The 20,901-nt window shown below is 46.9% G+C and carries 15 protein-coding genes; 9 read left to right on the forward strand and 6 right to left on the reverse strand.

What is annotated here, in order from left to right; all coding sequences use genetic code 11:
- Positions 1-63: 63 nt before the first annotated feature.
- Positions 64-3,426, reverse strand: coding sequence for an EAL domain-containing protein (locus tag Q5691_RS15875; RefSeq protein ID WP_333345568.1), 3,363 nt, complete (start codon positions 3,424-3,426; stop codon positions 64-66).
- A 531-nt stretch (positions 3,427-3,957) separates the two neighbouring features.
- Between Q5691_RS15875 and Q5691_RS15880 the strand changes: the two genes are divergently transcribed.
- A complete protein-coding gene (locus Q5691_RS15880) occupies positions 3,958-4,398 on the forward strand; it encodes a pentapeptide repeat-containing protein (RefSeq protein WP_333345570.1) in 441 nt (146 codons plus the stop codon).
- 295 nt (positions 4,399-4,693) lie between these two features.
- On the opposite strand, the gene crtH is transcribed toward Q5691_RS15880, so the two are convergent.
- The gene (gene crtH / locus Q5691_RS15885; RefSeq protein ID WP_333212659.1) at positions 4,694-6,238 is read right to left on the reverse strand and encodes a carotenoid isomerase; all 1,545 of its coding nucleotides are present in this window, start codon (positions 6,236-6,238) and stop codon (positions 4,694-4,696) included.
- A 576-nt stretch (positions 6,239-6,814) separates the two neighbouring features.
- Here crtH and upp point away from each other — a divergent pair.
- From upp to Q5691_RS15900, 3 genes are all read left to right on the forward strand, one after another.
- Positions 6,815-7,465, forward strand: coding sequence for a uracil phosphoribosyltransferase (gene upp / locus Q5691_RS15890; RefSeq protein WP_333082111.1), 651 nt, complete (start codon positions 6,815-6,817; stop codon positions 7,463-7,465).
- A 383-nt stretch (positions 7,466-7,848) separates the two neighbouring features.
- Positions 7,849-8,316: a TMEM165/GDT1 family protein gene (locus Q5691_RS15895; RefSeq protein WP_333035444.1), complete on the forward strand. Its 468-nt coding sequence runs from the start codon at positions 7,849-7,851 to the stop codon at positions 8,314-8,316.
- 60 nt (positions 8,317-8,376) lie between these two features.
- Positions 8,377-8,670: a TMEM165/GDT1 family protein gene (locus Q5691_RS15900; protein ID WP_190658036.1), complete on the forward strand. Its 294-nt coding sequence runs from the start codon at positions 8,377-8,379 to the stop codon at positions 8,668-8,670.
- 422 nt (positions 8,671-9,092) lie between these two features.
- On the opposite strand, the gene Q5691_RS15905 is transcribed toward Q5691_RS15900, so the two are convergent.
- Positions 9,093-9,599: a hypothetical protein gene (locus Q5691_RS15905; protein WP_333212663.1), complete on the reverse strand. Its 507-nt coding sequence runs from the start codon at positions 9,597-9,599 to the stop codon at positions 9,093-9,095.
- A gap of 320 nt (positions 9,600-9,919) precedes the next feature.
- On the opposite strand from Q5691_RS15905, the gene Q5691_RS15910 reads away from it, so the two are divergent.
- Positions 9,920-11,179: an MFS transporter gene (locus Q5691_RS15910; RefSeq protein WP_333212664.1), complete on the forward strand. Its 1,260-nt coding sequence runs from the start codon at positions 9,920-9,922 to the stop codon at positions 11,177-11,179.
- A gap of 171 nt (positions 11,180-11,350) precedes the next feature.
- Here Q5691_RS15910 and hisIE read toward each other — a convergent pair whose 3' ends face one another.
- Positions 11,351-12,001 (reverse strand): bifunctional phosphoribosyl-AMP cyclohydrolase/phosphoribosyl-ATP diphosphatase HisIE, encoded by a 651-nt coding sequence (hisIE, locus tag Q5691_RS15915; RefSeq protein ID WP_333212666.1) that lies wholly within the window; start codon positions 11,999-12,001, stop codon positions 11,351-11,353.
- A 352-nt stretch (positions 12,002-12,353) separates the two neighbouring features.
- Here hisIE and hemL point away from each other — a divergent pair, with 352 nt between their 5' ends.
- On the forward strand, positions 12,354-13,652 hold the full coding sequence (gene hemL, locus Q5691_RS15920; RefSeq protein ID WP_333035451.1) for a glutamate-1-semialdehyde 2,1-aminomutase: 1,299 nt from the start codon (positions 12,354-12,356) through the stop codon (positions 13,650-13,652).
- Positions 13,653-13,887: 235 nt separating this feature from the next.
- Here the strand turns inward: hemL and Q5691_RS15925 are convergent, their stop codons facing one another.
- The gene (locus Q5691_RS15925) at positions 13,888-14,289 is read right to left on the reverse strand and encodes a biopolymer transporter ExbD (protein WP_333345573.1); all 402 of its coding nucleotides are present in this window, start codon (positions 14,287-14,289) and stop codon (positions 13,888-13,890) included.
- The gene (locus tag Q5691_RS15930) at positions 14,273-14,932 is read right to left on the reverse strand and encodes a MotA/TolQ/ExbB proton channel family protein (RefSeq protein WP_333058279.1); all 660 of its coding nucleotides are present in this window, start codon (positions 14,930-14,932) and stop codon (positions 14,273-14,275) included. The genes Q5691_RS15925 and Q5691_RS15930 overlap by 17 nt, the downstream gene beginning before the upstream one ends.
- Before the next feature lie 756 nt (positions 14,933-15,688).
- Here Q5691_RS15930 and Q5691_RS15935 point away from each other — a divergent pair.
- The 3 genes from Q5691_RS15935 (at position 15,689) to Q5691_RS15945 (ending at position 20,899) form a co-directional block, all read left to right on the forward strand.
- Positions 15,689-17,128 carry a TonB family protein gene (locus Q5691_RS15935; protein ID WP_333345575.1) on the forward strand — a complete coding sequence of 480 codons (1,440 nt, stop codon included), beginning with the start codon at positions 15,689-15,691 and terminating at the stop codon, positions 17,126-17,128.
- 102 nt (positions 17,129-17,230) lie between these two features.
- Positions 17,231-18,304 carry a hypothetical protein gene (locus Q5691_RS15940; RefSeq protein ID WP_333345577.1) on the forward strand — a complete coding sequence of 358 codons (1,074 nt, stop codon included), beginning with the start codon at positions 17,231-17,233 and terminating at the stop codon, positions 18,302-18,304.
- Positions 18,305-18,955: 651 nt separating this feature from the next.
- Complete coding sequence (locus Q5691_RS15945; protein ID WP_333345579.1) at positions 18,956-20,899, forward strand: penicillin acylase family protein; 1,944 nt, start codon at positions 18,956-18,958, stop codon at positions 20,897-20,899.
- Positions 20,900-20,901 lie beyond the last annotated feature (2 nt).

The raw sequence follows: 20,901 nt of genomic DNA on the forward strand, positions 1-20,901 counted from the left end.
CCTCAACATCTCTCCCTTAAATTGGTTAAATCCTATGGCTTGATCGTTGCCCCACATCCTTCTTCAACAAGCCAGCTTAGCCTCAAAAGCCAAAGAATTAACAGGAAACTCCCCCAAAAATTCCTCTAAAATAGGAGATGTGAAGTTACAAGGTTGAGGCTTTCCCAAATGATAACCTTGAGCGTAATCTACCCCAAGTTCATTGAGTTTATCCATAATCGTTTGATTTTCAACATACTCGGCAATAGTTTTAATTCCCATGACGTGAGCGATTTTGGTAATAGCTTCCACCATAGCGACATCAATAGGATTGTCTACAATATGCTTAATAAAATTGCCGTCTATTTTGAGATAATCAACCGGCAAACTTTTCAGGTAAGCAAAGGAAGACATCCCGCTGCCGAAGTCGTCCAAGGCAAACTGGCAGCCTAGTTCTTTGAGTTGCCAAATCAAGCTGGCTGCCTTACTGAGATTACCAATGGCAACGGTTTCGGTAATTTCAAAACAAATTATTTGCGGCGGTATTTGATGGATAGAAAACTGCTCCTGAATAAACTCGATAAACTTTTCTTCGTTGAGGCTGTCCCCAGAAAGGTTGATGGAATAAAGGTTGGGATATTTGCCAAATGACGATTGCAGCTCAGAAAGAGAGCAAGCAGGGAAGGTAACTATTTTATCGCTGTCTACCCCAGGGTTTTGGACTAATAAATTGGCCGTGAAAATTTTAGATAAATGGCTAAATAAAGTACTAATTACCCAGCGGTCGATCGCGTGCATCAAGTTGTAGCGTTCGGCTGCCGGAATAAACGCCATCGGCGACACCAACTCACCAGTTTCCAACTGGAGGCGCAGGAGGATTTCGCAGTGGGTTCCGGTGGTTGGAGAGTTGAGCAAAGGTACGATCGGCTGAGAGTACAAGCAAAAGCGATTCTCTTCTAAAGCTTGATTAATTTGCACCACCCACTGCGTTTCGCCGTGCTGTTTAATTAATTCTTGATCGCCGGCTTGATAAATCTGCACCCGGTTGCGGCCTTTATTTTTAGCAGCGTAACAGGCAATATCGGCCGCGCTCAAAATCGCAGATGTCGAGGCTGTTTTGGGATTGATTGCTACCAAACCGATACTGACGCCGATCGCAAAAGTTTTATCCTGCCACGCAAAGCGGAATCGTTGAATGCTTCGCAGCAGCGATTCTGCAACATTCAATCCTCGTTCGACGGGACAATGGTACAGGAGTACGGCAAATTCATCGCCACCCAAACGCGCCAAAATATCGGTTTTGCGGATATTGCTTTTAAATAGCTGGCTGACTTGGCGCAGCAGTTCGTCCCCTGCCGCATGACCGCAGGTATCGTTAACTATTTTGAAGCGATCGAGATCCAGGTAAAGCATCACGTGTTCTTGCCCGTAACCTTGAGCGCCGTGTAGGGCGTGCTCTAGCTGGTACTCAAATTCCCGGCGGTTGACTAATTGCGTCAGGGGGTCATGAGTTGCCTGCCAGGTGAGTTGCCGCGCTTGAGTTCGCACTTGTGTGACATCTCGGAACACAACGACGGCGCCGACAATTTCGCCGCTGCTAGCGTGGATGGGGGCGACGCAGTGGTCGATCGCAAATTCGCTGTTGTTGTGGGCAATCAGCAAATTGTTGCGCCCTTGGTCAACAATCCGACCTTCGGACAAAGCGATTTCGGCGATATTTTCGATCGGCAGCCTGGTAGTTTCGTCAACTATTCTCAGCACCCTGGCGAGGGGCAAACCTTTAGCTTCCAATGTAGACCAACCCGTGAGTGTTTCGGCAACTGGATTCAGGGTGGAAATGCAGCCGTCGGCGTCAGTAGTAATGACGGCATCGCCGATCGATTGTAGTGTTACCTGAGCGAGTTCTTTTTCTTCAAAAAATGCTTGTTCCATGCGCTTGCGATCGGTAATATCTCGCTGCACAGACACCCAGTTGGTAACGTTCCCGGAGGTATCGGCAATGGGTACACTGTTGAGTTCCACCCAATAAGTTGAACCGTCTTTGCGGTAGTTAATCAATTCCAGGCGTAGGGGTTCTCGGCGAGAGAAAGCACGGCGAATTTTAGCGACTTGGGTGGGGTCGCTTTCTGGGCCGCGCAAGCAACTGGGGGTTTGTCCAATGATTTCTTCGGGTAGGTAGCCCGTCATTTGGGTAAAAGCTTCGTTGGCATAGATGATGGTGGGGTCGGAGATATCGCTGTCTCCGGCATCCATAATCACGATTGCGTCGTTAGCGTTCACTACAGCAGATTCTAAAAGGTGGAGTCTGGCCTCGGCCCTAACGCGGATAGCAATTTCGCTTTCTAGTCTGGCGTTAGTCAAGCTGAGGGAGGCGATCGCTTGTTGCAATTCCCTAGTTCTTTCTGTCACTGAATCGTGCAGAACATCGATCGCCCCGGACATTTCCATCGGGTCAAGTACGCGCAGTATGTTGGTTTGAGTAACTATTCCCAGGAGTTCTCCCTGTTCCCCCGTTACTACCAACCTACGGACTAAACGCTGGTGCATTTCCTGATGAGCTACCCACAGCGAGTCTTCTTGCTTGAGGCTAAATAAGGGGGTACTCATCACAGTTTGGGCGATCGTTTGCGACAAATCTATATCTAAAGCTTGAAATTCGACAATATCCCGTTCTGTGACTATACCTACTGGAATTGGGAACGGTAAATCCCTCGATAATTCTGTTGATTCCGTAATTACTACGCAGCTAACGCGGTGCTGCGCCATCAACTCGGCTAAACTCCTAACTGACGCGGAGCGAGGCGCTTGAATGACTTGTGCGGTCATTACTTCTTTCACGCGCCGCATTTTTAAGATATTTGCCGGTTTGAGCATGGCTTGGCGAATGCTTTCCGGCGTAATTACTCCTAATAGTTGACCTTCACTATCCAATATTGGCAAATGCTTAATTCTTCGTTGCCCCAGCAGAATTAGGGCGCTGAAAATGTCTTGAGTCTCGGATTTTGTCAGAGTTGCTGTCGGCTGCCTCATCACTTGTGCGATGGTGACTCCTTTTAAGTTTTTGCCCGAGGCAATCAAATCGACAAGATCCCTTTCTGTGAAGATTCCTTGCAATTGAGAATGTGGATCAGAGTGCGAGGATAATTTTAAGAGTGATTTTTCCACGACAAAGACGCAGATACCTGTCGCGTCTCTGAATGCACTTGAGGTGGGCGAATTTACGATTTCTGTTAGTGGCTGATAGATATCAGTTGGTGGAATGACTGCGTTTAGAGAGCAACTTGGGCGCCGTTGGCCCATCAGGGTAATTACTTCTGCTAGTGGGGTATCGGGCGCCACTGTCAAGGGGTAGCGGTCTATTACTTGAGCTAAGGTTGGCAGATACTTGGATGAATCGTTTTTGAGCATATCTAATTGAGTTTTGCGATCGCGTGGACTCTGCGACATTCCAAAAAAGTGCTGATTTCCAAGCACTAGGTGGATTTTTACGGCGCTGGTGAGACCTAATTAAAATTTATTGTTAAAAATGCAGCAGAGCTTGCGCTGGGGATCGGGCCAGTGACTGCTTTTCTTCTACCTATAAAGTTAGAAGCTTATCTTTATTTTAAGTTAAATTTTCTATCCCGTGACACATTTATTAAAAATAATGTATTTGTTGTGAACTTTTTGCGATAAGATTATCGGCTAAAATCATCCATAGCATTGCGAATCATCTCCCTCTTCAGAAAGACGCATCTGTTTGCTGTATTAGCTAACCTAGAAAAGGTTACTACAAAAAGGCACTGTATTAAGTTCGGCAGTGTTAAGTTTTGCGAAATAAAGTTTTGCAAGCTGGTCGAGACCATGTATGCGTTGTTGAGGGCAATCGATATCACAGCCAATGTGTGAATTAGATCGCAACTTGCGAAAACAACCGTGGTAAGATTGTAGATATCAAGACAAGAACTTGAATACAGAGTCTGGTGAGGAAAAGAGATTATGAAACGCAATCTATTAGCCGCTACTTTTTTAATTACTCCCCTACTGTTGGCCGGCCCGGCTCGCGCTGAAAATCCCGTTCACGTAGAACAGTTATTGTCAACCGGGCAATGTTTTAAGTGCGACTTGTCGGGAGCAGATTTAACGGGAGCTCATTTAATTGGTGCTGATTTGAGAGAAGCAAATTTACGAGGAGCAAACCTATCTCAGGCTAACCTCGAAGGTGCTGACTTGACGGGTGCTAACTTGACGGGTGCTAACTTAACCGCAGTTTTCCTGACTAATGCCAGTTTAAATGACGCAGACCTCGATCGGGCAGATCTGACTGCAGCAATCATTAACACCGCTGACGTATCCGGGGCCTCAATGGAAGATATGACCATCACAGATGCGAAAATCTACAATACCCAAATCGGCGTCGGCGGCAGCTACGACCAGTAAACTCATTAAAAGAATGGAAAACACCAATTTTGAGGTTAAAAACCCGGTTTCTCCCCAGAAACCGGGTTTTTAGTCTTTTTGTAGGCTGCCCCGGAGCCTCACATTTTATGTCGTATTTCAAGCGAACAATCTGACCACGAATTTCAAAGGTGGTACCCACCACGTGATTTATCCGTGGAATCAATCCAAAATCGAAAATCGAAAATCCTCAAGCCCCCCGCATTTATCTCGCGCAAGTCAATCTAAAATCTAAAATCTAAAATCTAAAATCGATTGACGCACCCTACCATTACCACTAAAAACCCAAATCAACCGCTATTCGGTGCGCGCAAGCAAACCCAGAAAACGCCACCGCATTTAAACCCTGTCCGGGAAACGTACTGTCGCCCACACAATACAAACCAGGCATAGAAGTTCGATTAAACGGCATTCCCAGCAAACCCATTAGCTTCTGTCGCGGAATCGGCCCGTAAGTTCCATCTTCGCGCCCCAAAAAGCGGCGGTGAGAACGCGCTGTCCCAACTTCCATATAATCCAAACCGGCGTCTAAACCGGGAAAAATCTTTTCTAATCTTTCAATAATTCTCCCTGCCGCCTCTTCTTTTTTATCCTCATATTCCTGCTGCGAAAGTCCTTCCCACTCTTCCATCCAACTCGAAGTAAAAGCGTGAACGATGTGATATCCTGCAGGAGCTAAATCCGGGTCGAGTACCGTCGGAATTGACACTAAAACTGTTCCCTCCGGCGCTTCCATTTTCTCCCACTCTTCTAACAAAATGTGGTGGCAGGCGCTACCAGCAGGGATTACGCTTGCTTCCACTCCCAAATGCAAACTCAAGAAACTGGGGGCTTTTTGATAGCGCTGCTGCCATTTCTTCTCGCTAGCGGGCATCTCTTCTGCCGAGAGCAATTTCTCAAAAGTATCCCACCGCGTGGCGTTAGAAACTATGCGCTTTGCCCGGTAAACTTCGCCGGTTGCTAGCTCGACTCCGACAGCGCGGCCGTTTTCTGTGATAATTTTTTTAGCCTTAGCTTTGTATTGAATTTTCCCGCCGCATTTTTCTAATCCTTCTACTAACTTTTGGGCGATTTGACCGACTCCGCCTTTAGGATAATTTATGCCACCATAATGTCTGTCGGAAAATACCATTCCGGCATTAATCATCGGGGTCAAGTCGGCAGGTACTACAGACCAGTAGTAGCATTCCATGTCGATAAATTTCAGCAAAGTAGGGTCTTTTATGTAGCGCCGCGCAATGTCGCCAGTATTTTGAGGCAGATATTTTACTAATCCTAAACAGGCTAAAGGATTCTGAAAAAAGACTCGGACGAGATATCCGGGTTCTTCTAGGGATAGCAATTCCATGCCGTTGAGGCAGTTGAAGACGCTCCAGCATTCGCCGTAAAATTTGTGGATTCCTTCGCGTTCGTGAGGGAACCTGTCAGTTAATTCTTGCAAGTATTTCTCATAAGCCTGGGGAACTTCAAGTTCCAAGCCGCTGGGTAAGTGATAGTGAAGCTGTACGGGGTCTGGAATGGTTTCTAAGGTGACGTTGACTGCTTTCAGGGCGCGGGTGAGGAGGTTGGTGGTGCCGCGCTGTCCGAAGCCAAAAATCATGGAGGCGCCGACATCGAATCTGTAGCCTTCTCGATCGAAATATCCAGCGCTACCCCCCGGAATTGTATAGCTTTCGAGCACTAAAACTTTGGCTTTCTTAGCGGCTAGCTGGGTGGCTGTCACCAGTCCACCAATGCCGGAACCGATGACAATTACATCAAACTCTTGCTCTGTTGGGCGGGAGTTGGGAGAAAATAACTGGGATTGGGTAGGAGCTGACATTCGGTTAAAAATCTTAATATTTCTATGATTTTACAGTCGATCGCTCCAGAAGCAAGAAGTTCGGCAACGGATTATGTAGCGGCTGTAACGGATGTCAAGAAGACCGAAGTTCGGCAATGCCCGATACCCTGTTTGGCCGATGCCCTGTTTGGCCGATGCCCCAGCTTCCAAAAAAAAATGCGGGAACAGTCTACCATTGCCGACTGCCCCCGTCTGCCGATCCTTTGAGAGGAGAACACTAAAAATCACTATAGCCTTGTTGCTAATTAATGTCAATACTATTAGAAAAATATTTCAATAAGCGGATGGAGGTTGATCGGCGAATGGGTTCTAAGGGAAGGCTTGTGCTTGTCGCAATACTCCGGCAGTCGGGCACTCGGGCAGAGGTTTGAACCCGTGACGGCAATCTTGAAAATGGTGCAAGAAGTCGATTCTCACTCTCTGGCTTGTATGCGCCCTCAAGGATGTGATAAGTTGCACAGAGCGATCGCTGGCTTGATCGTTGGCGAAGCCCTCGAAGAAGATCGATCGCACCGCATAAAATCCCTCAAACCTAGCAATCTCCCCAATTTCCTAATGTCCCTGCAACTGCGCGTTTACGTTCCTCCGCATCCATTAATTAAACACTGGCTGGCTGTTGCCCGCGACGCCGCCACCCCCTCCGTACTTTTTCGTTCTGCGATGACAGAATTGGGACGGTGGCTGGCTTACGAGGCGATTCGAGAATGGCTGCCGACAGTGGAAACCACAGTGCAGACTCCTTTGGGCGAATGTCCGGCGACTTTTATCAACCCAGAAGCTCCGTTAGTTGTGGTACCGATTTTGCGGGCGGGTTTGTCACTGCTCGAGGGAATTCAGACGGTTGTGCCGCTGGCTTCGGTTTACCACCTCGGCATGGCAAGAAATGAGGAGACGCTGGAACCGACTTGTTATTTGAACAAATTGCCGGCCCAGTTTAACCCGGAAACGCGGGTGATAATTAGCGAGCCGATGCTGGCGACTGGCGGGACGATTATAGCGACTATGCAGGAATTGACTGCACGGGGAATTGACCCGAGCTTGATTCGGATTATCTCTGTGGTGGCTGCTCCTCCGGCTTTGAAGAGGCTGAGTGCAGAGTACCCCAGTTTGATGATTTACACGGCAACGATCGACGAAATAGTCAACGAACAGGGCTTTATTGTACCTGGTTTGGGAGATGCGGGCGATCGAACTTACGGCACATGAACCAGTCAGTCAGTCAATTTTAGATTTTAGATTTTAGATTTTAGATTTTAGATTGACTCGACAGATTAATCTGGGGGCTTGTATCCCTTTTTGGGCGCGGTGAGGTGTTTCAGGAATGAGTTGCTGAAATCTCCGGGGAAAAAGATGACCGAAAGCATCTAGGATACAAGCCCCCGGATTCATCCCTGGAGGAATAAAAAACCTGTATCCGATAAAACTTGCCCCCCGAATTTATCCGTGGGGTTAATGCTTCAATTCTTTAATCTAAAATCTAAAATCTAAAATCTAAAATCGATTGACCCTGGTTTGCTAAAACCAGCCACAGAGAGAGTTAGAATCAAAAGTACAAGTCAAAAATAAATAGCGTTTAGCACTCATTGCCCGTGAAACTTGATTCTGTTCCGCCAAGCTTGTCTGCTTCTGACTCAGTAAACCTCAATTATGATTTGCCACAACAGGTACAACTACAAATAAAAGAGGTTACTGAGATTTGTGCTGCTTTAACCCCGGAGCCCGCTGAACTCTCAGTGACTGTAAATCCCGATATTTGTCAAGAACAAAAGAAACTGAAGCCCAAGCACTGGGCAATTTTTGCTTCGACTTTTGCAACTATTTTTTTAGCTGAAATTGGAGACAAAACTCAGCTCGCGATTTTGCTGATGACGGCTGAATCTCGAAATCCTTGGATCGTTTTTGCAGGTGCGGGTTCGGCTTTGATAGCAACCAGTTTGCTGGGGGTGTTGCTGGGAAGGTGGCTGGCTAGTCGGATTGCTCCGAGAACTTTGGAGAGAGCAGCCGGAGTGATTTTACTGGCGATTTCGGCGGTTCTGCTGTGGGAAGTGCTGGGTTAACTGTCTGCCTTGTCGGTAAGTCCTAGATTTCTACAATACCTAACTAAAAACTAAAAAAACATGGACTGGCAACTTTTGGGCATCAGTTTTATTACAGTGTTTTTGTCAGAATTGGGAGACAAAAGTCAATTAGCTGCGATCGCCCTGGGCAGTAGTTGTAACTCGCCGCGGGCTGTATTTTTCGGTACGGCGTCGGCGCTGCTGCTGGCGAGTTTAATCGGCGTGGCCATTGGCTTTAGCACGGCAGAGGTGTTGCCGGAGCGACTGGTAAAGGGACTCGCGGCGATCGGATTTGCGGTAATGGGCTTGCGCTTGCTGTGGCCAAAAGCAGATTTACCGGAAGCATCCGAGTAGGGCAGTCGATTTTAGATTTTAGATTTTAGATTTTAGATTTACTCTACAGATGAATCTGGGAGGGTGAACAAGAGTCTAAAATTTTGCTTTCTCCACGGGAGGAGTTCGCAAGTATCCGTTTTTGCGCTGGTTCAGGAAACTTGACCGTATAGTTGTATCAAATCAGTTAGCATCGGAGATTATTTATATCTCTCTGATCTTCATCTGCGTGAATCAGCGTCAATCCATTGTCATCTGCGGCCCAAGAAATTCTCTTTTTTGAACCGCAGATTAGGGCAGATCAACACAGATTAACGCCGATGAATATCAAATCCGGTGTTTACGATCGCTAAAATTTTAAAAATTAGCGGGGGGCGTGAATTCACGCCCCCCGCTGGAGGTTGAGTCTTTTTTCTCCACTCAACCTCTGAGTATTATGTCGATTAAACTTGGTTTTGGTAGCACCAGCCCAGCAGCGTACCGGCGACAGCCAACTTCAGCGCTTCCAAGGCAAAATAGCCTTGGTGCAGTAGATTCATCCCAGCCGGGACTTCTGCTGCGGAATCGAACAGATTTAGCTGCATTCCCAAGGCGCTCATTTGGGGTGTCAGGGCGTAGGTGTCAATCAGGGCGATCGTCAGAAGTACCAATGATAATAAGATTGCTGTGCGGCTGCGCTTGCCGAAGTCACCAACTAAATTGCTCAAAACCATCAAACCCGTTGCCACCAGGCCCGCACAGATTAACTCAACGCGGTTGAATCCCCAGAACATTAAATTCCCGGCAGTTGCAAACTCGGCAGATGTCGTCATGCCAGATACGTAGAGACTGGGCATAATTACTAGATCCAAAATCAGGCTAACGCTGAGCCAGAAAATTAGAGCAACCATGACAATTGCTTGCCAGCGCGGTTTGATTGATTCCACTCTTGATGTTGTAATAGCTGTCATATAATTAGACCCTCTAAAATTTTCTTCTGCCTTTTCTAGAGTTTAACTAACTTTTTTATCAAATCGTGTTAAGTATTTTTAAATTAATGGTAACTTTTCTGTAACAGACGCTGAAGAATTGTTAAGCTCACTTATGTTTGTCCTCACCTCGGTTAATTAATACTAATTCCGAAAAAGTACGGAATAAATTAATAATTACTCATAGGACTTATGCACTGCGACCAAAGACATCTGGTTTTGATCCTGATTAAACACCGTAACGTATTTTTTATAAAAAACCAGGTTTCAGCGTCCAGAAATAACTCCTAATTTAAGTGTATATGCCTAAATTTCAATTATCCTCTTGGTTGCCCCGTCTCCCCCCTCAAGTCTGGATTCTTGCCGCTGGCAGATTCCTCTCCCAAAGCGGCACCGGTTTTACTTTATTTTACGCGCCGATATTTTTTGTCGATCGCGTCGGTTTATCTGCTACTGCTGTTGGGATTGGTTTGGGTAGCGGTTCAGTTTCAGGAATATTCGGCAGAATTTTGGGCGGTTCTTTTTGCGATTCCAAATTTTGGGGAAGGCGCCGAACTTTACTGCTGGCGACAATTATTTCGGCTGCCGCTTCTTTTGTACTGGCGGCGACTAATGATTTCGCTGGCTTAATTGCGGGCAATTTACTGATGGGTTTTGGTGTGGGTTTGTATTGGCCTCCAACGGAGACGATGGTGGCGGATTTAACTGAGGGCGAACAGCGGCAGGAAGCTTTTGCTTTGACACGACTGGCGGATAATTTGGGTTTGCAAGTTGGGATTATTTTGGGCGGTTTGTTGATTGAGGTAACGGGTAATTATCGATCGCTCTTTATTATTGATGGTATCTCGTTTTTAGTGCTGTTTGCGGTAGTTGCGATCGCGATCGGCGAAACCTACAAACCAGCTAATTCAGCCGATATAGGCAAAAAAAGTCTAAAAAATGGCTGGATAGTGGCGCTGAGCGATCGCAGTCTTTTAGTTTATGCTTTAGTAAATACCCTGTTCACATTATATATTTCCCAAATCCAAACCACAATGCCGCTGTACTTTAGCAAGTTTGTCGCGGTGGGGACATCGGGAAAAGGCTTTTCAACAGGTACAATTACCGTTTTGTTTGCTTTTAGCACGTTTTTAACTGTGGCTTTGCAATTGCCGATTGTTAAAGCTTTGAGGCGGTTTTCCCATCCGAAAGCTTTGATGATTTCTGCGCTGCTATGGGGAATGGGATTTATCGCGATCGGCTTGACGGGAATGGCTGCCACTGGCAATCTATTTTTAGCTGTTTTAGGCTTGAGCTTTTTGTCTGTGGCGACTGTTGCTTATACGCCTTTTGCTTCGGCTTTAGTGGTGGATTTAGCGCCGGAGTCTTTGCGGGGCGTGTATTTGGCCGTTAGTTCTCAGTGTTGGGCGATCGGCTATTTAATCGGGCCGCCGCTGGGCGGTTTGGCTTTGGATAGGGGTAAATGGGCGGCGGATAATTTTTGGTTGGGTTTGGCTTTTAGTGTGATTGCGGCTGTGGTTATTTTGCAAAAGCTCGATCGAATGTTGAAAAGTAGAATCTAATATTCAGTTGTTCGTTTAGGACTAAGACAAAAAAACCCGGTTTCTGCGTCAATATCTCTCGGTTCGATACCACGATTTTTCGGAGAAACCGGGTTTGTGATCCCACGTGCGTCCAAGATTGTTGTTAGCATTAACAGTCAACAGTCAACAGTTAACCGTCAACTAACTAATTTATTTTCGTCGATCGCCCAATTTGCGGTAAACTTCTCTTAAGTCAACTTGATGGTGAGCCAAAGCAACCAAAGCGTGATAAAATAAATCCGCAACTTCTCCAGCAATCCCCTCTTTGTCGTCATCTTTGCAAGCCATCACAACTTCCGCCGACTCTTCGCCAATTTTCTTGAGAATCTTGTTGTCGCCGCCCTCGAACAATTTGCAAGTATAAGAACTTTCGTTAGGATTGTCGCGCCGATCGCAAATTACCGCAAATAATTGAGATAACATATCCCCTGGCGGCGGTGAAATTTCCCCATCAACTTGGTGAAAACAACTTCTTTCTCCCGTGTGACAAGCAATATCTCCGACTTGTTCGACAGTGATTAGCAAAGCATCGCTATCGCAGTCGTAACGCAGCCCTTTGACATTTTGAACGTGTCCCGAAGTCGCCCCTTTGTTCCAAAATTCGGCGCGCGATCGACTCCAGAACCAAGTTTGCCCGGTAGAGAGCGTTTTTTGCAAGGACTCCCGATTCATCCAGGCCATCATTAACACCGTACCGTCCAAATAATCTTGGACGATCGCAGGCACTAAACCGCGATCGTCGTAACGGATCTTTTCAATTGGGATCGATCGGCTCAAATTCGATAAATCAGTAGTAGACATAATTTTATTTCAACTTGGTAATATAGATTAACGCTTTCCTGTCGGAGATTGTTTTTTTTATTAACCGCAGAGAACGCAGAGGACGCAGAGGAAGAGAGAAGATTGAGCAAGTGATGGCTAAATTGTCAAGAACTATTTTACAAAAAATTACATTTTAGGGCGCTTCCCTACGGGATAGCTTCGCTTCACGGTGCTAGTGCGACAAAGCCTAAAAAACCTAAGCTAGTATTGCTACTCATTGGTTTGTACCCTAAAATCTACTAGAATAGTTTCCTTGAATCGACCTAACCTTTATGTTGAACTGGCTATAAAATTATTCTACCAACAACAGACGTTCACTAAGGAGAAAACATTGGTTTCCACAACCTTGAAAACGACCAAATCAGAAGAAATTTTCGCCGCAGCCCAGAAGTTGATGCCAGGTGGCGTCAGTTCCCCCGTCCGCGCCTTCAAATCCGTAGGCGGACAGCCCATCGTCTTTGACAGGGTAAAAGGAGCCTACATTTGGGATGTGGACGAAAACCAATACATTGACTATGTAGGCACTTGGGGCCCAGCCATCTGCGGCCACGCCCACCCGGAAGTCATCAAAGCCTTGCACGAATCTTTAGAAAAAGGTACGAGTTTCGGCGCACCATCGCTGTTGGAAAACGTACTCGCCGAAATGGTCATCGATGCCGTTCCCAGCATTGAAATGGTGCGATTTGTCAACTCCGGCACCGAAGCCTGTATGGCCGTTTTGCGGCTGATGCGAGCTTTCACCGGACGCGATAAACTGATTAAATTTGAAGGTTGCTATCACGGGCACGCCGATATGTTCTTGGTAAAAGCCGGTTCCGGTGTCGCAACTCTGGGCCTTCCCGACTCTCCGGGCGTCCCGAAATCCACTACCGCCAATACCCTCAACGCTCCCTACAATGATTTAGAAGCAGTCAAAGCTTTATTTGCCGAAAATCCCGGCGAGATAGCAGGCGTAATTCTCGAACCAGTGGTGGGGAATGCCGGTTTTATTACCCCGGATGCAGGTTTTCTCGAAGGTTTGCGGGAAATTACTAAAGATAACGGCGCTTTGTTAGTTTTTGATGAAGTAATGACCGGTTTCCGCATCGCCTACGGCGGAGCTCAGGAAAGATTCGGCGTTACACCGGATTTGACTACTTTGGGTAAAGTTATCGGTGGCGGTTTGCCGGTGGGAGCTTACGGGGGAAGGCGGGATATTATGGGGATGGTGGCTCCTGCTGGGCCGATGTATCAAGCGGGTACGCTTTCGGGAAATCCTTTGGCGATGACTGCTGGGATTAAGACTTTGGAATTGCTACAAAAACCCGGCACTTACGAACAGTTGGATAAGATTACTAAAAAACTGTCTGACGGATTGCTAAAAATTGCTAAGGAAGCTGGACACGCGGTTTGGGGCGGGCAAATTAGCGGGATGTTTGGCTTGTTTTTTGCGGCTGGCCCGGTTCACAATTACGAGGATGCGAAGAAGTCGGATTTGACGAAGTTCAGCCGCTTTCACCGGGGAATGTTGGAACACGGAATTTATCTGGCTCCTTCGCAGTTTGAGGCGGGATTTACTTCTTTGGCTCATACTGAGGAAGATATCGATCGAACTTTGGCTGCAGCGCGTGAAGTGATGGCAAGTATTTAACGTGTGTAGTAAGGATATTTGTCCTTAAAACTCAGGAATAAATAATTAAAGTCCTTGCTGTTTGTTGGCAGTAAGGACTTTAATTTTTAACTGTTTTATCAAATAAAGTCCTGAATCCTACAGACTATTCAAGACTACCTTCTAACCAGGTTTACAGGCTTTTTTAGTAAATTTTCACGGGGTAATTCCTGTTTAAGGGTGTGGGAAATTAAAAATTAGTAATTATAGAAGCTCTCTACTTTGCGGTAGCAATCCCTAACTTAGCTCCCTTAATTCGGCGTAATCGATCCATAACTTCCACAACATTTCCGTGATTGACGCTTTTATCTGCATTCAACACAATTAAGGAGTTCTGATTTGACCCCATTACCTGTCGCACTGTACTCTCAATATGCTCTAAGTTGACTAACTTTTTATCAACCATTAATTTTCCATTAGCATCAATGGTGACGGTAATTTTAGCAGGCGAGTCCTGAACTTGAGAGGTTGATGCTTTCGGTAAATTTACGGGCAAACCCTCGGATTTGGATAAAGACAGAGAGGAAACAATTAAAAACGTTAATATGGCGAAGACCACATCAATCATTGGCACGATGTTAATCTGGGGAATACTATCAGGTTCATCGGGTAGGCGCATAATTAGATTCTCTTGGTAGTTTTTCGTAGCGGTGACGGTACATTAACTCTAGCTGGCCTCCAGCTTCCTGAATAAAAGCTATCTGCTGTAAGTAAAACCCGCGAAACATATTGGCAAATAAGAGTGTAAAGATTGCCACAACTAACCCTATTGCCGTAGAAACGAGGGCTTCGCTAATCCCAGAAGTAACGCCTGCGGCATTGGTGCCCGTGGCATTCCCCAGTTTGAGAGAACTAAAGGTGGTAATTAACCCCAAAACTGTTCCGAGCAACCCAAATAGTGGGGAAAGGCTGATAATGGTGTCAAATATTGTATTGAATCGCTTCAGGATGGGGATTTCTGCCTGAGCACCACTCTCTAAGGCCAAACGAAATTCTTCGATGTTGGGCGAGTCTAATTCTAAAGCTTCTAAAAAAATCCGGGCCAGGGGCAAATCGCTGTTTACTTGTAACTTTTTGATGGCGGAATCGGGGTTTTGACTGTAAAGCTGTAGCACTTCTCGCACGACTCGCCGCTGCCGCCGATTTACCCTAAACCAAAAGGCAAGACGCTCTATGATCAGCGCGACTGCTGCGATTGAGGAGGCAAATAGCGGCCAAGCAACAATGCCTGCGGCGCGAAAAATGTAAATGAAAGCATCCATTGATTTGTACTCTCGCTAGCTCGGTTGAGTGATCGCAAGCTGCCTAATGCTGTAATTAGCCCGTGAGAAGGCTGGTAGAGTTTCTACGTCAAGTCGGCACAAGTGATTCAGGTTGCGAATTGTTTCACTCAAGCGCGATCACAAGCGCGATCGCACTACCTGTATGTGACTATCTTCGTCTGTACCCAAAATGCTCCTACTGCGATCCCGATCGAGATCGCGACAGATTGTTCTGCCAGTGCTTCTTTGCTAAATATTTGCGTTAGGACTTGACAATAATCTTCAATAATTCAAAAGATTCTCAACTAGGTTTCCACAAACTTGAGGCTTTGTCAAGTCATGAGCCACACATTTAGATAATAATTACCTATTAAAAATACCAATTTAATTGATTTTAATTATTAACTATTTTTTATAAAAAGTTTGAGAATGTGGAAAATTATTGGTAGATCAGGGGCTAGAGTATTGCAGTTAAGGCATTTTTCAGCCTTGCCCTACCAGAATCAGAACATTGACACCGCCCCTAAGAGCCAAGTAGACGCCCCCAAAAGAAATGCTGATTGGTAGCCTCTAGTTGGAATCTCAAAATTAAATAATGAAAATTAATTGCAAGAGTCTTGAACAGGGTGACAGTCTTCTTATAGGATGGGTAGGTTGATCAGTGATAGCAAGCTCAACCAGCAGGTGGTAGCTTGTTTCGGGTTATGTCGGGGAGCCAGCGAGGATGTTGCCATCCATAAAGGAGAGTGAGAAGGCATGAGTTTTTCAAATATTTCGGCGACGCAAAGACAACAACAAGAAGAAGCTCTCAAAAAAGTTCTGGCGATCAGTCTGTTAGCCTCAACCTTACTGCACGGTGTCGCGCTGCCGTTGAGCCTCAAGTTCGCCAAACCTGCTGAATTTGAAGAGGATGCAATTGAAATTGTTGTGCTTGATGAGCCTAAAGTAGAGGAAACCAAGCCAGAGCCGACTATTCCAGAAAAGGAATCTCCCCCGCCTGAGACGTTTAAACCAGAACTGCCACCAGAGCCAACTCCCCCAGAGGAGTCACCCGTAGCCGCAACGCCACCACCAATTCCAGAGGAGCCACCGGTAGCGGTAACGCCACCACCAATTCCAGAGGAGCCACCGGTAGCGGTAACGCCCCCGCCGATTCCAGAGGAGCCACCGGTAGCGGTAACGCCCCCGCCGATTCCAGAGGAGCCTTCCCCCGCACCTCAACAGGATTTCAATTCCCCAGAAACTCCTAAAAGCCCGATCGCCCAGGAACCCGAAACCCCTTCGCCCGATCCTCCAAAAAGCGAACCACCCGTTAGCGACTCCCGCCCCAAGGGTGCTGCGAGTCTCCCAGACTTTACAAAAGATGCTGGAAATCCCAACTCCTCCGACAGCCCTGAAAAAAATAACCCGCTCTCGTCATCTGCTTCGGCGGGTAGCGGGGAGCCTTCCTCACAGCCATTAAATCCTTCTTCCGGGCCATTGGCGCGATCGCCCGCGGCTGGCCCACCAGTCACAGCTACTAGGCCAGGAGGCAGTAGTAAATCTGGAAATGCGATCGGGGATCTCACAAACCCCTCCTCCTCTGATAGCCCCGGAGCAAGTGCGTCCAACTCACCATCCGGTGCCAGCAAAAATGGCGACATACCTTCTGATGAGCCATTTGCGGCTGGTTCGGGGCGATCGCCCCGATCGCCTGCGGCTGGCTCACCAGTCACAGCTACTAGGCCAGGAGGCGGCGGAAATTCGGGAAATGCGATCGGAGATGTAGGAAACCTCCCCTCCTCTGGTAGCCCGGTTGGAAGTGCATCGAACTCATCACCCGGTGGGGGTGGAAATGGCGGCGGGGGTTCGTCACAGCCATTTGGCAGCGGTTCCGGGCCAGTGCCGAAACCGACAAATCCAGGAAGAGGGAGGAGTCCTTCAGGCCCTTCCGGTCGGCTTCCCGACACTTGCATTAGCTGCGGTAGACCTGAATATCCGAGCGCAGCCAGAGAACAAGGGCGGCAAGGCGAAGTGGAAGTCGTGTTTGACATTGACCCCAACGGTAAGCCATTCAACATCAAGATCTCGACTCCTAGCAAATACAACGACTTGAATAAGGCAGCGATTAAAGCAGTAGAAAAATGGAAACTTGCCTCATCAGAGAGTGGCATTCAAGGAGAAAGAGCATCCATTACCTTCCGGCTCACTGACTAGGGATTTTTTTGAGACTCTAGCAATTTGGCTGGGAATTCTATAGCACCGTCCCAGGAATAGCAAAGTTAAAAATTGAATTTTTTGTGAATTATGAATTTGGGAATGTCGTCAGCAATATTAAGTAAACTTCAGCGAGTTGGACTCGCTCTCTTACTTGGTTCCAACTTGGGAATGGCTTTGTTGTTTGCCAACCCTCACAGCGCAATGGCAGGAGTAATTACTTTACCCGATGGCGGACGTTGCGAGGGAGAATTGAGTGAGGGAAAACTCAGCGGGCCCGGCAGTTGTCAATATGCCAACGGCGATCGCTACGAAGGCCAATTTCTTAACGGCAAACCTCACGGTAAAGGCATTTATACCTTTAAAGAAGAAGGTAAATACCAAGGAGAATTTGGGGATGGGGAATTCAACGGTCAAGGTGTCCGCGAATTTGCTAACGGCAACCGCTACGAAGGCACTTTTAAAAACGGTGAGTTCGACGGTACAGGCACTTTTACATCAACTAACGGCATTCGTTACGAAGGGTCTTTTACGAGTGGTTCTCCCAGCGGTCGAGGGGCTTTTACGTTCAGTAATGGCACTCGATGCGAAGGAGATATTAAAGAAGGAAAAGTTAACGGTAAAGGGGTCTGTCAATATGCTAATAAGAACCGCTACGAAGGAGAGTTGCTGAATAACTTGCCTCACGGACAGGGAATTTATACCTTTGCGGTCGGAGGCCGTTATGAGGGGCAATTTAGTGAAGGGCAATTTCACGGTAAAAGGGTTCGCGAATATCCGAATGGCAACCGCTATGAAGGAGAGTTTGTCAAGGGCAACATTCAAGGTCAGGGGTTGTTTACTTTTAAAGAAGGGGGACGTTATCAAGGGCCGTTTGACAATGGAGAATTTAGTGGTGAAGGTGTCCGTGAGTTCGCCAATGGAAATAGCTATAAAGGCACTTTTGTCAAGGGTAAGATGAGCGGGAAAGGAGTTTACGTTTTTAAGAATGGCGATCGCTGCGAAGGCGAATTTACCGATGGTCAGTTCAACGGCAAAGGTACCTGCATTTACGCCAATGGCGATCGCTATCAAGGTGAATTCCTCAACGGCCAGAAACACGGTCAAGGTTCCTACATTTATGCAGATGGAACTAAGCTAGAAGGAAATTGGCAACAAGGTCAAATAAAAAAATAACCTTATAACCTATCTTGCCCTACTTGTTTTTCCCCCCTCCTCACCAATGACATTAATGCGCTTTACAGCCGACACACCGGCTTTTATAGCAATCGTAAATAAGTCGTCAATTTTTTACCCCACCCCAACCATCCCCTTAGTAAGGGGAGGGAGTAAGAAATTCACAAATGCTGCGAGGATTGCTATATAGCGCTTTTCAATTTGGTGAGGGTAGGGGAGGGCTTTTAATTGCACATCCGATTTACATAGAGTGTTTTTTCGGATTTTCTGGATTTCTCAAGGAGGTGGTATTTTTTTAACCGCAGATGGACGCAGATGGACGCAGATAGGTTAGCTTTTTGGGCATCGGATTTGGTATATAGCAATTCTAAATGAGTCGTAAACTTTTTACCCCACCCCAACCCTCCCCTTATCAAGGGGAGGGAGTAAGAAATTCACAAATGCTGCGAGGATTGCTATAGTTTTCTCCCTTGTTCTCCATAAAAGGGATTTAAATCCTCGGCATTTTGTTCGTGCCGCTTGTTGAAAATGCTGCAATGTCTCAGTTTAACCCTAGCCAATTAATTTCCAGTGTTTCTACAACTAAAAAAACAAAGCCGGCGGATTGTCTCGTTATTAATGAGTTTTATTTTAGTTTTGCTTCTAAATAATGTGGCTCAATCATCGCCTAAAACAGGCACTCAAATTCTTTGGGATACCTATGGAATTCCACATATTTACGGAGAGAATAGTAAAAGCCTTTTCTACGCTTTCGGGTGGGCGCAGATGCAAAGTCATGGTAATCTGATTTTGCGTCTTTACGGGCAAGCTCGCGGGCAAGCGGCCGAATTTTGGGGCGAAGATTATCTGGAATCCGATCGCTGGGTGCAAACTATGGGAATTCCTAATCGCGCTAATGCCTGGTATGAATCACAAAATCCCATTTTTCGCAACTATCTCGATGCTTTTGTTGGCGGAATGAATGCCTATGCAAAAGAACACCCAGAGGCGCTCACCGAAGAATTAAAGATAGCATTGCCTCTCAAACCGACAGATGTATTGGCACACGAGCAACGTGTCATCAATTTTACTTTTATAGTCGAGCCAGAGCGCGTTGAAAATCTCGCTGAAAATGACACCCCCAAAGGCTCTAATGGTTGGGCGATCGCTCCTTCGCGTTCTGAAAGCGGCAATGCCATGCTATTGGCAAATCCTCACCTTCCTTGGTCGGATTTATATTTATGGTACGAAGCACAATTGATTGGCCCAGAAATTAACGCTTACGGAGCGACTCTCGTCGGATTTCCTGTATTAACGATCGCCTTTAATGACAACTTGGGATGGACTCATACTGTCAACACTCACGATGGCTGGGATGCCTACGAATTGCCCCTCGCTAACGATGGCTATCGCTTCGATGGCGAAGTCCGAAAATTTGACAGAGAAGAGAAGGTTTTAAAAGTCAAAGAAAAGAATGGAAATTTGCGATCGGAATCTCTAGTCGTGCGGCGTTCTGTTCACGGGCCGATTCTCACAGAAAAACAGGGCAAAGCGATCGCCCTGCGCGTTGTCGGACTCGATAAACCAGCAGCCCTTCAGCAGTGGTGGGATATGGCACGCTCCAAGACTTTTTCTGAATTTGAAGCCGCTTTAAAGCGCTTGGAAATTCCCATGTTTACCGTCATGTATGCCGATCGTGAGGGGCATATCATGCACTTGTTTAACGGTCAAGTCCCTATACGCAAAAAAGGAGATTTTAAATACTGGTCAGGCACGATTCCAGGCAATACTTCAGAGACTTTGTGGACCAAAAATCATCCATACCCGGATTTGCCGCGCGTTGTCGATCCGCCCAGCGGTTGGTTGCAAAATACCAACGATCCTCCTTGGACGACGACGTTTCCCAGCGCGATCGCACCGGATAATTATCCCGCCTACATGGCACCGCGCGGCCCGATGGACTTGCGATCGCAGCGATCGGCAAAAATGCTCTTAGAAGATGAAAAAATCTCTTTCGATGAATTGATGCAATACAAACATTCCACTCAGGTAGAACTCGCCGATCGCCTCCTCGATGATTTAATTCCCGCCGCACGGCAAGGCAGTGCTCAAGCGCGCCGCGCTGCAGAAGTTCTGGCGACTTGGGATCGCAAAGTCGATGCCGACAGTCGCGGTGCGGTGCTGTTTGCCTTTTGGAAAAAAGCGATGGATGACGATAAGTTATTCGCTAAACCTTGGAGCGAAGATGCGCCGCTAACGACGCCAGACGGGTTGGCAAATCCTGCGGAGGCGGCGCGGGTGCTGGAAGCGACAGCAACCAAAGTTGAGGTAACTTATGGCGCGTTAGATGTGGCATGGGGGGAAGTCTTCCGATTGCCTGGGGTGGCGAATCTGCCTGCAAATGGAGCTGACGGTGCTTTGGGTGTATTTCGCTCAGTCTGGTTCGCTCCTGGGAAGGACGATCGCTTTCAAGCGGTTGCGGGTGATTCTTTTGTGGCTGCAATTGAGTTCTCGAATCCGGTGAAAGCGATGGCGCTAAACCCCACATTCCGCAGATGTGTGTGGAATTTTTTTATCAGTTGTGAAAAGTTGGAGTCAAAAAGTTTTTCCGTTTAACT

The organism is Microcoleus sp. w1-18aA5 (assembly GCF_036701705.1).
In the GTDB taxonomy this organism is placed as follows: domain Bacteria; phylum Cyanobacteriota; class Cyanobacteriia; order Cyanobacteriales; family Microcoleaceae; genus Microcoleus.

What these genes read in the sequence shown, in the direction of transcription:
- hisIE (WP_333212666.1), bottom strand. Translation starts at nt 12,001, where the DNA reads ATGTCTACTACTGATTTATCGAATTTGAGCCGATCGATCCCAATTGAA.
- upp (WP_333082111.1), top strand. Translation starts at nt 6,815, where the DNA reads ATGTCCCTGCAACTGCGCGTTTACGTTCCTCCGCATCCATTAATTAAA.
- Q5691_RS15935 (WP_333345575.1), top strand. Translation starts at nt 15,689, where the DNA reads ATGAGTTTTTCAAATATTTCGGCGACGCAAAGACAACAACAAGAAGAA.
- Q5691_RS15905 (WP_333212663.1), bottom strand. Translation starts at nt 9,599, where the DNA reads ATGACAGCTATTACAACATCAAGAGTGGAATCAATCAAACCGCGCTGG.
- Q5691_RS15880 (WP_333345570.1), top strand. Translation starts at nt 3,958, where the DNA reads ATGAAACGCAATCTATTAGCCGCTACTTTTTTAATTACTCCCCTACTG.
- Q5691_RS15925 (WP_333345573.1), bottom strand. Translation starts at nt 14,289, where the DNA reads ATGCGCCTACCCGATGAACCTGATAGTATTCCCCAGATTAACATCGTG.
- crtH (WP_333212659.1), bottom strand. Translation starts at nt 6,238, where the DNA reads ATGTCAGCTCCTACCCAATCCCAGTTATTTTCTCCCAACTCCCGCCCA.
- Q5691_RS15940 (WP_333345577.1), top strand. Translation starts at nt 17,231, where the DNA reads ATGTCGTCAGCAATATTAAGTAAACTTCAGCGAGTTGGACTCGCTCTC.
- Q5691_RS15875 (WP_333345568.1), bottom strand. Translation starts at nt 3,426, where the DNA reads ATGTCGCAGAGTCCACGCGATCGCAAAACTCAATTAGATATGCTCAAA.
- Q5691_RS15930 (WP_333058279.1), bottom strand. Translation starts at nt 14,932, where the DNA reads ATGGATGCTTTCATTTACATTTTTCGCGCCGCAGGCATTGTTGCTTGG.
- Q5691_RS15900 (WP_190658036.1), top strand. Translation starts at nt 8,377, where the DNA reads ATGGACTGGCAACTTTTGGGCATCAGTTTTATTACAGTGTTTTTGTCA.
- Q5691_RS15910 (WP_333212664.1), top strand. Translation starts at nt 9,920, where the DNA reads ATGCCTAAATTTCAATTATCCTCTTGGTTGCCCCGTCTCCCCCCTCAA.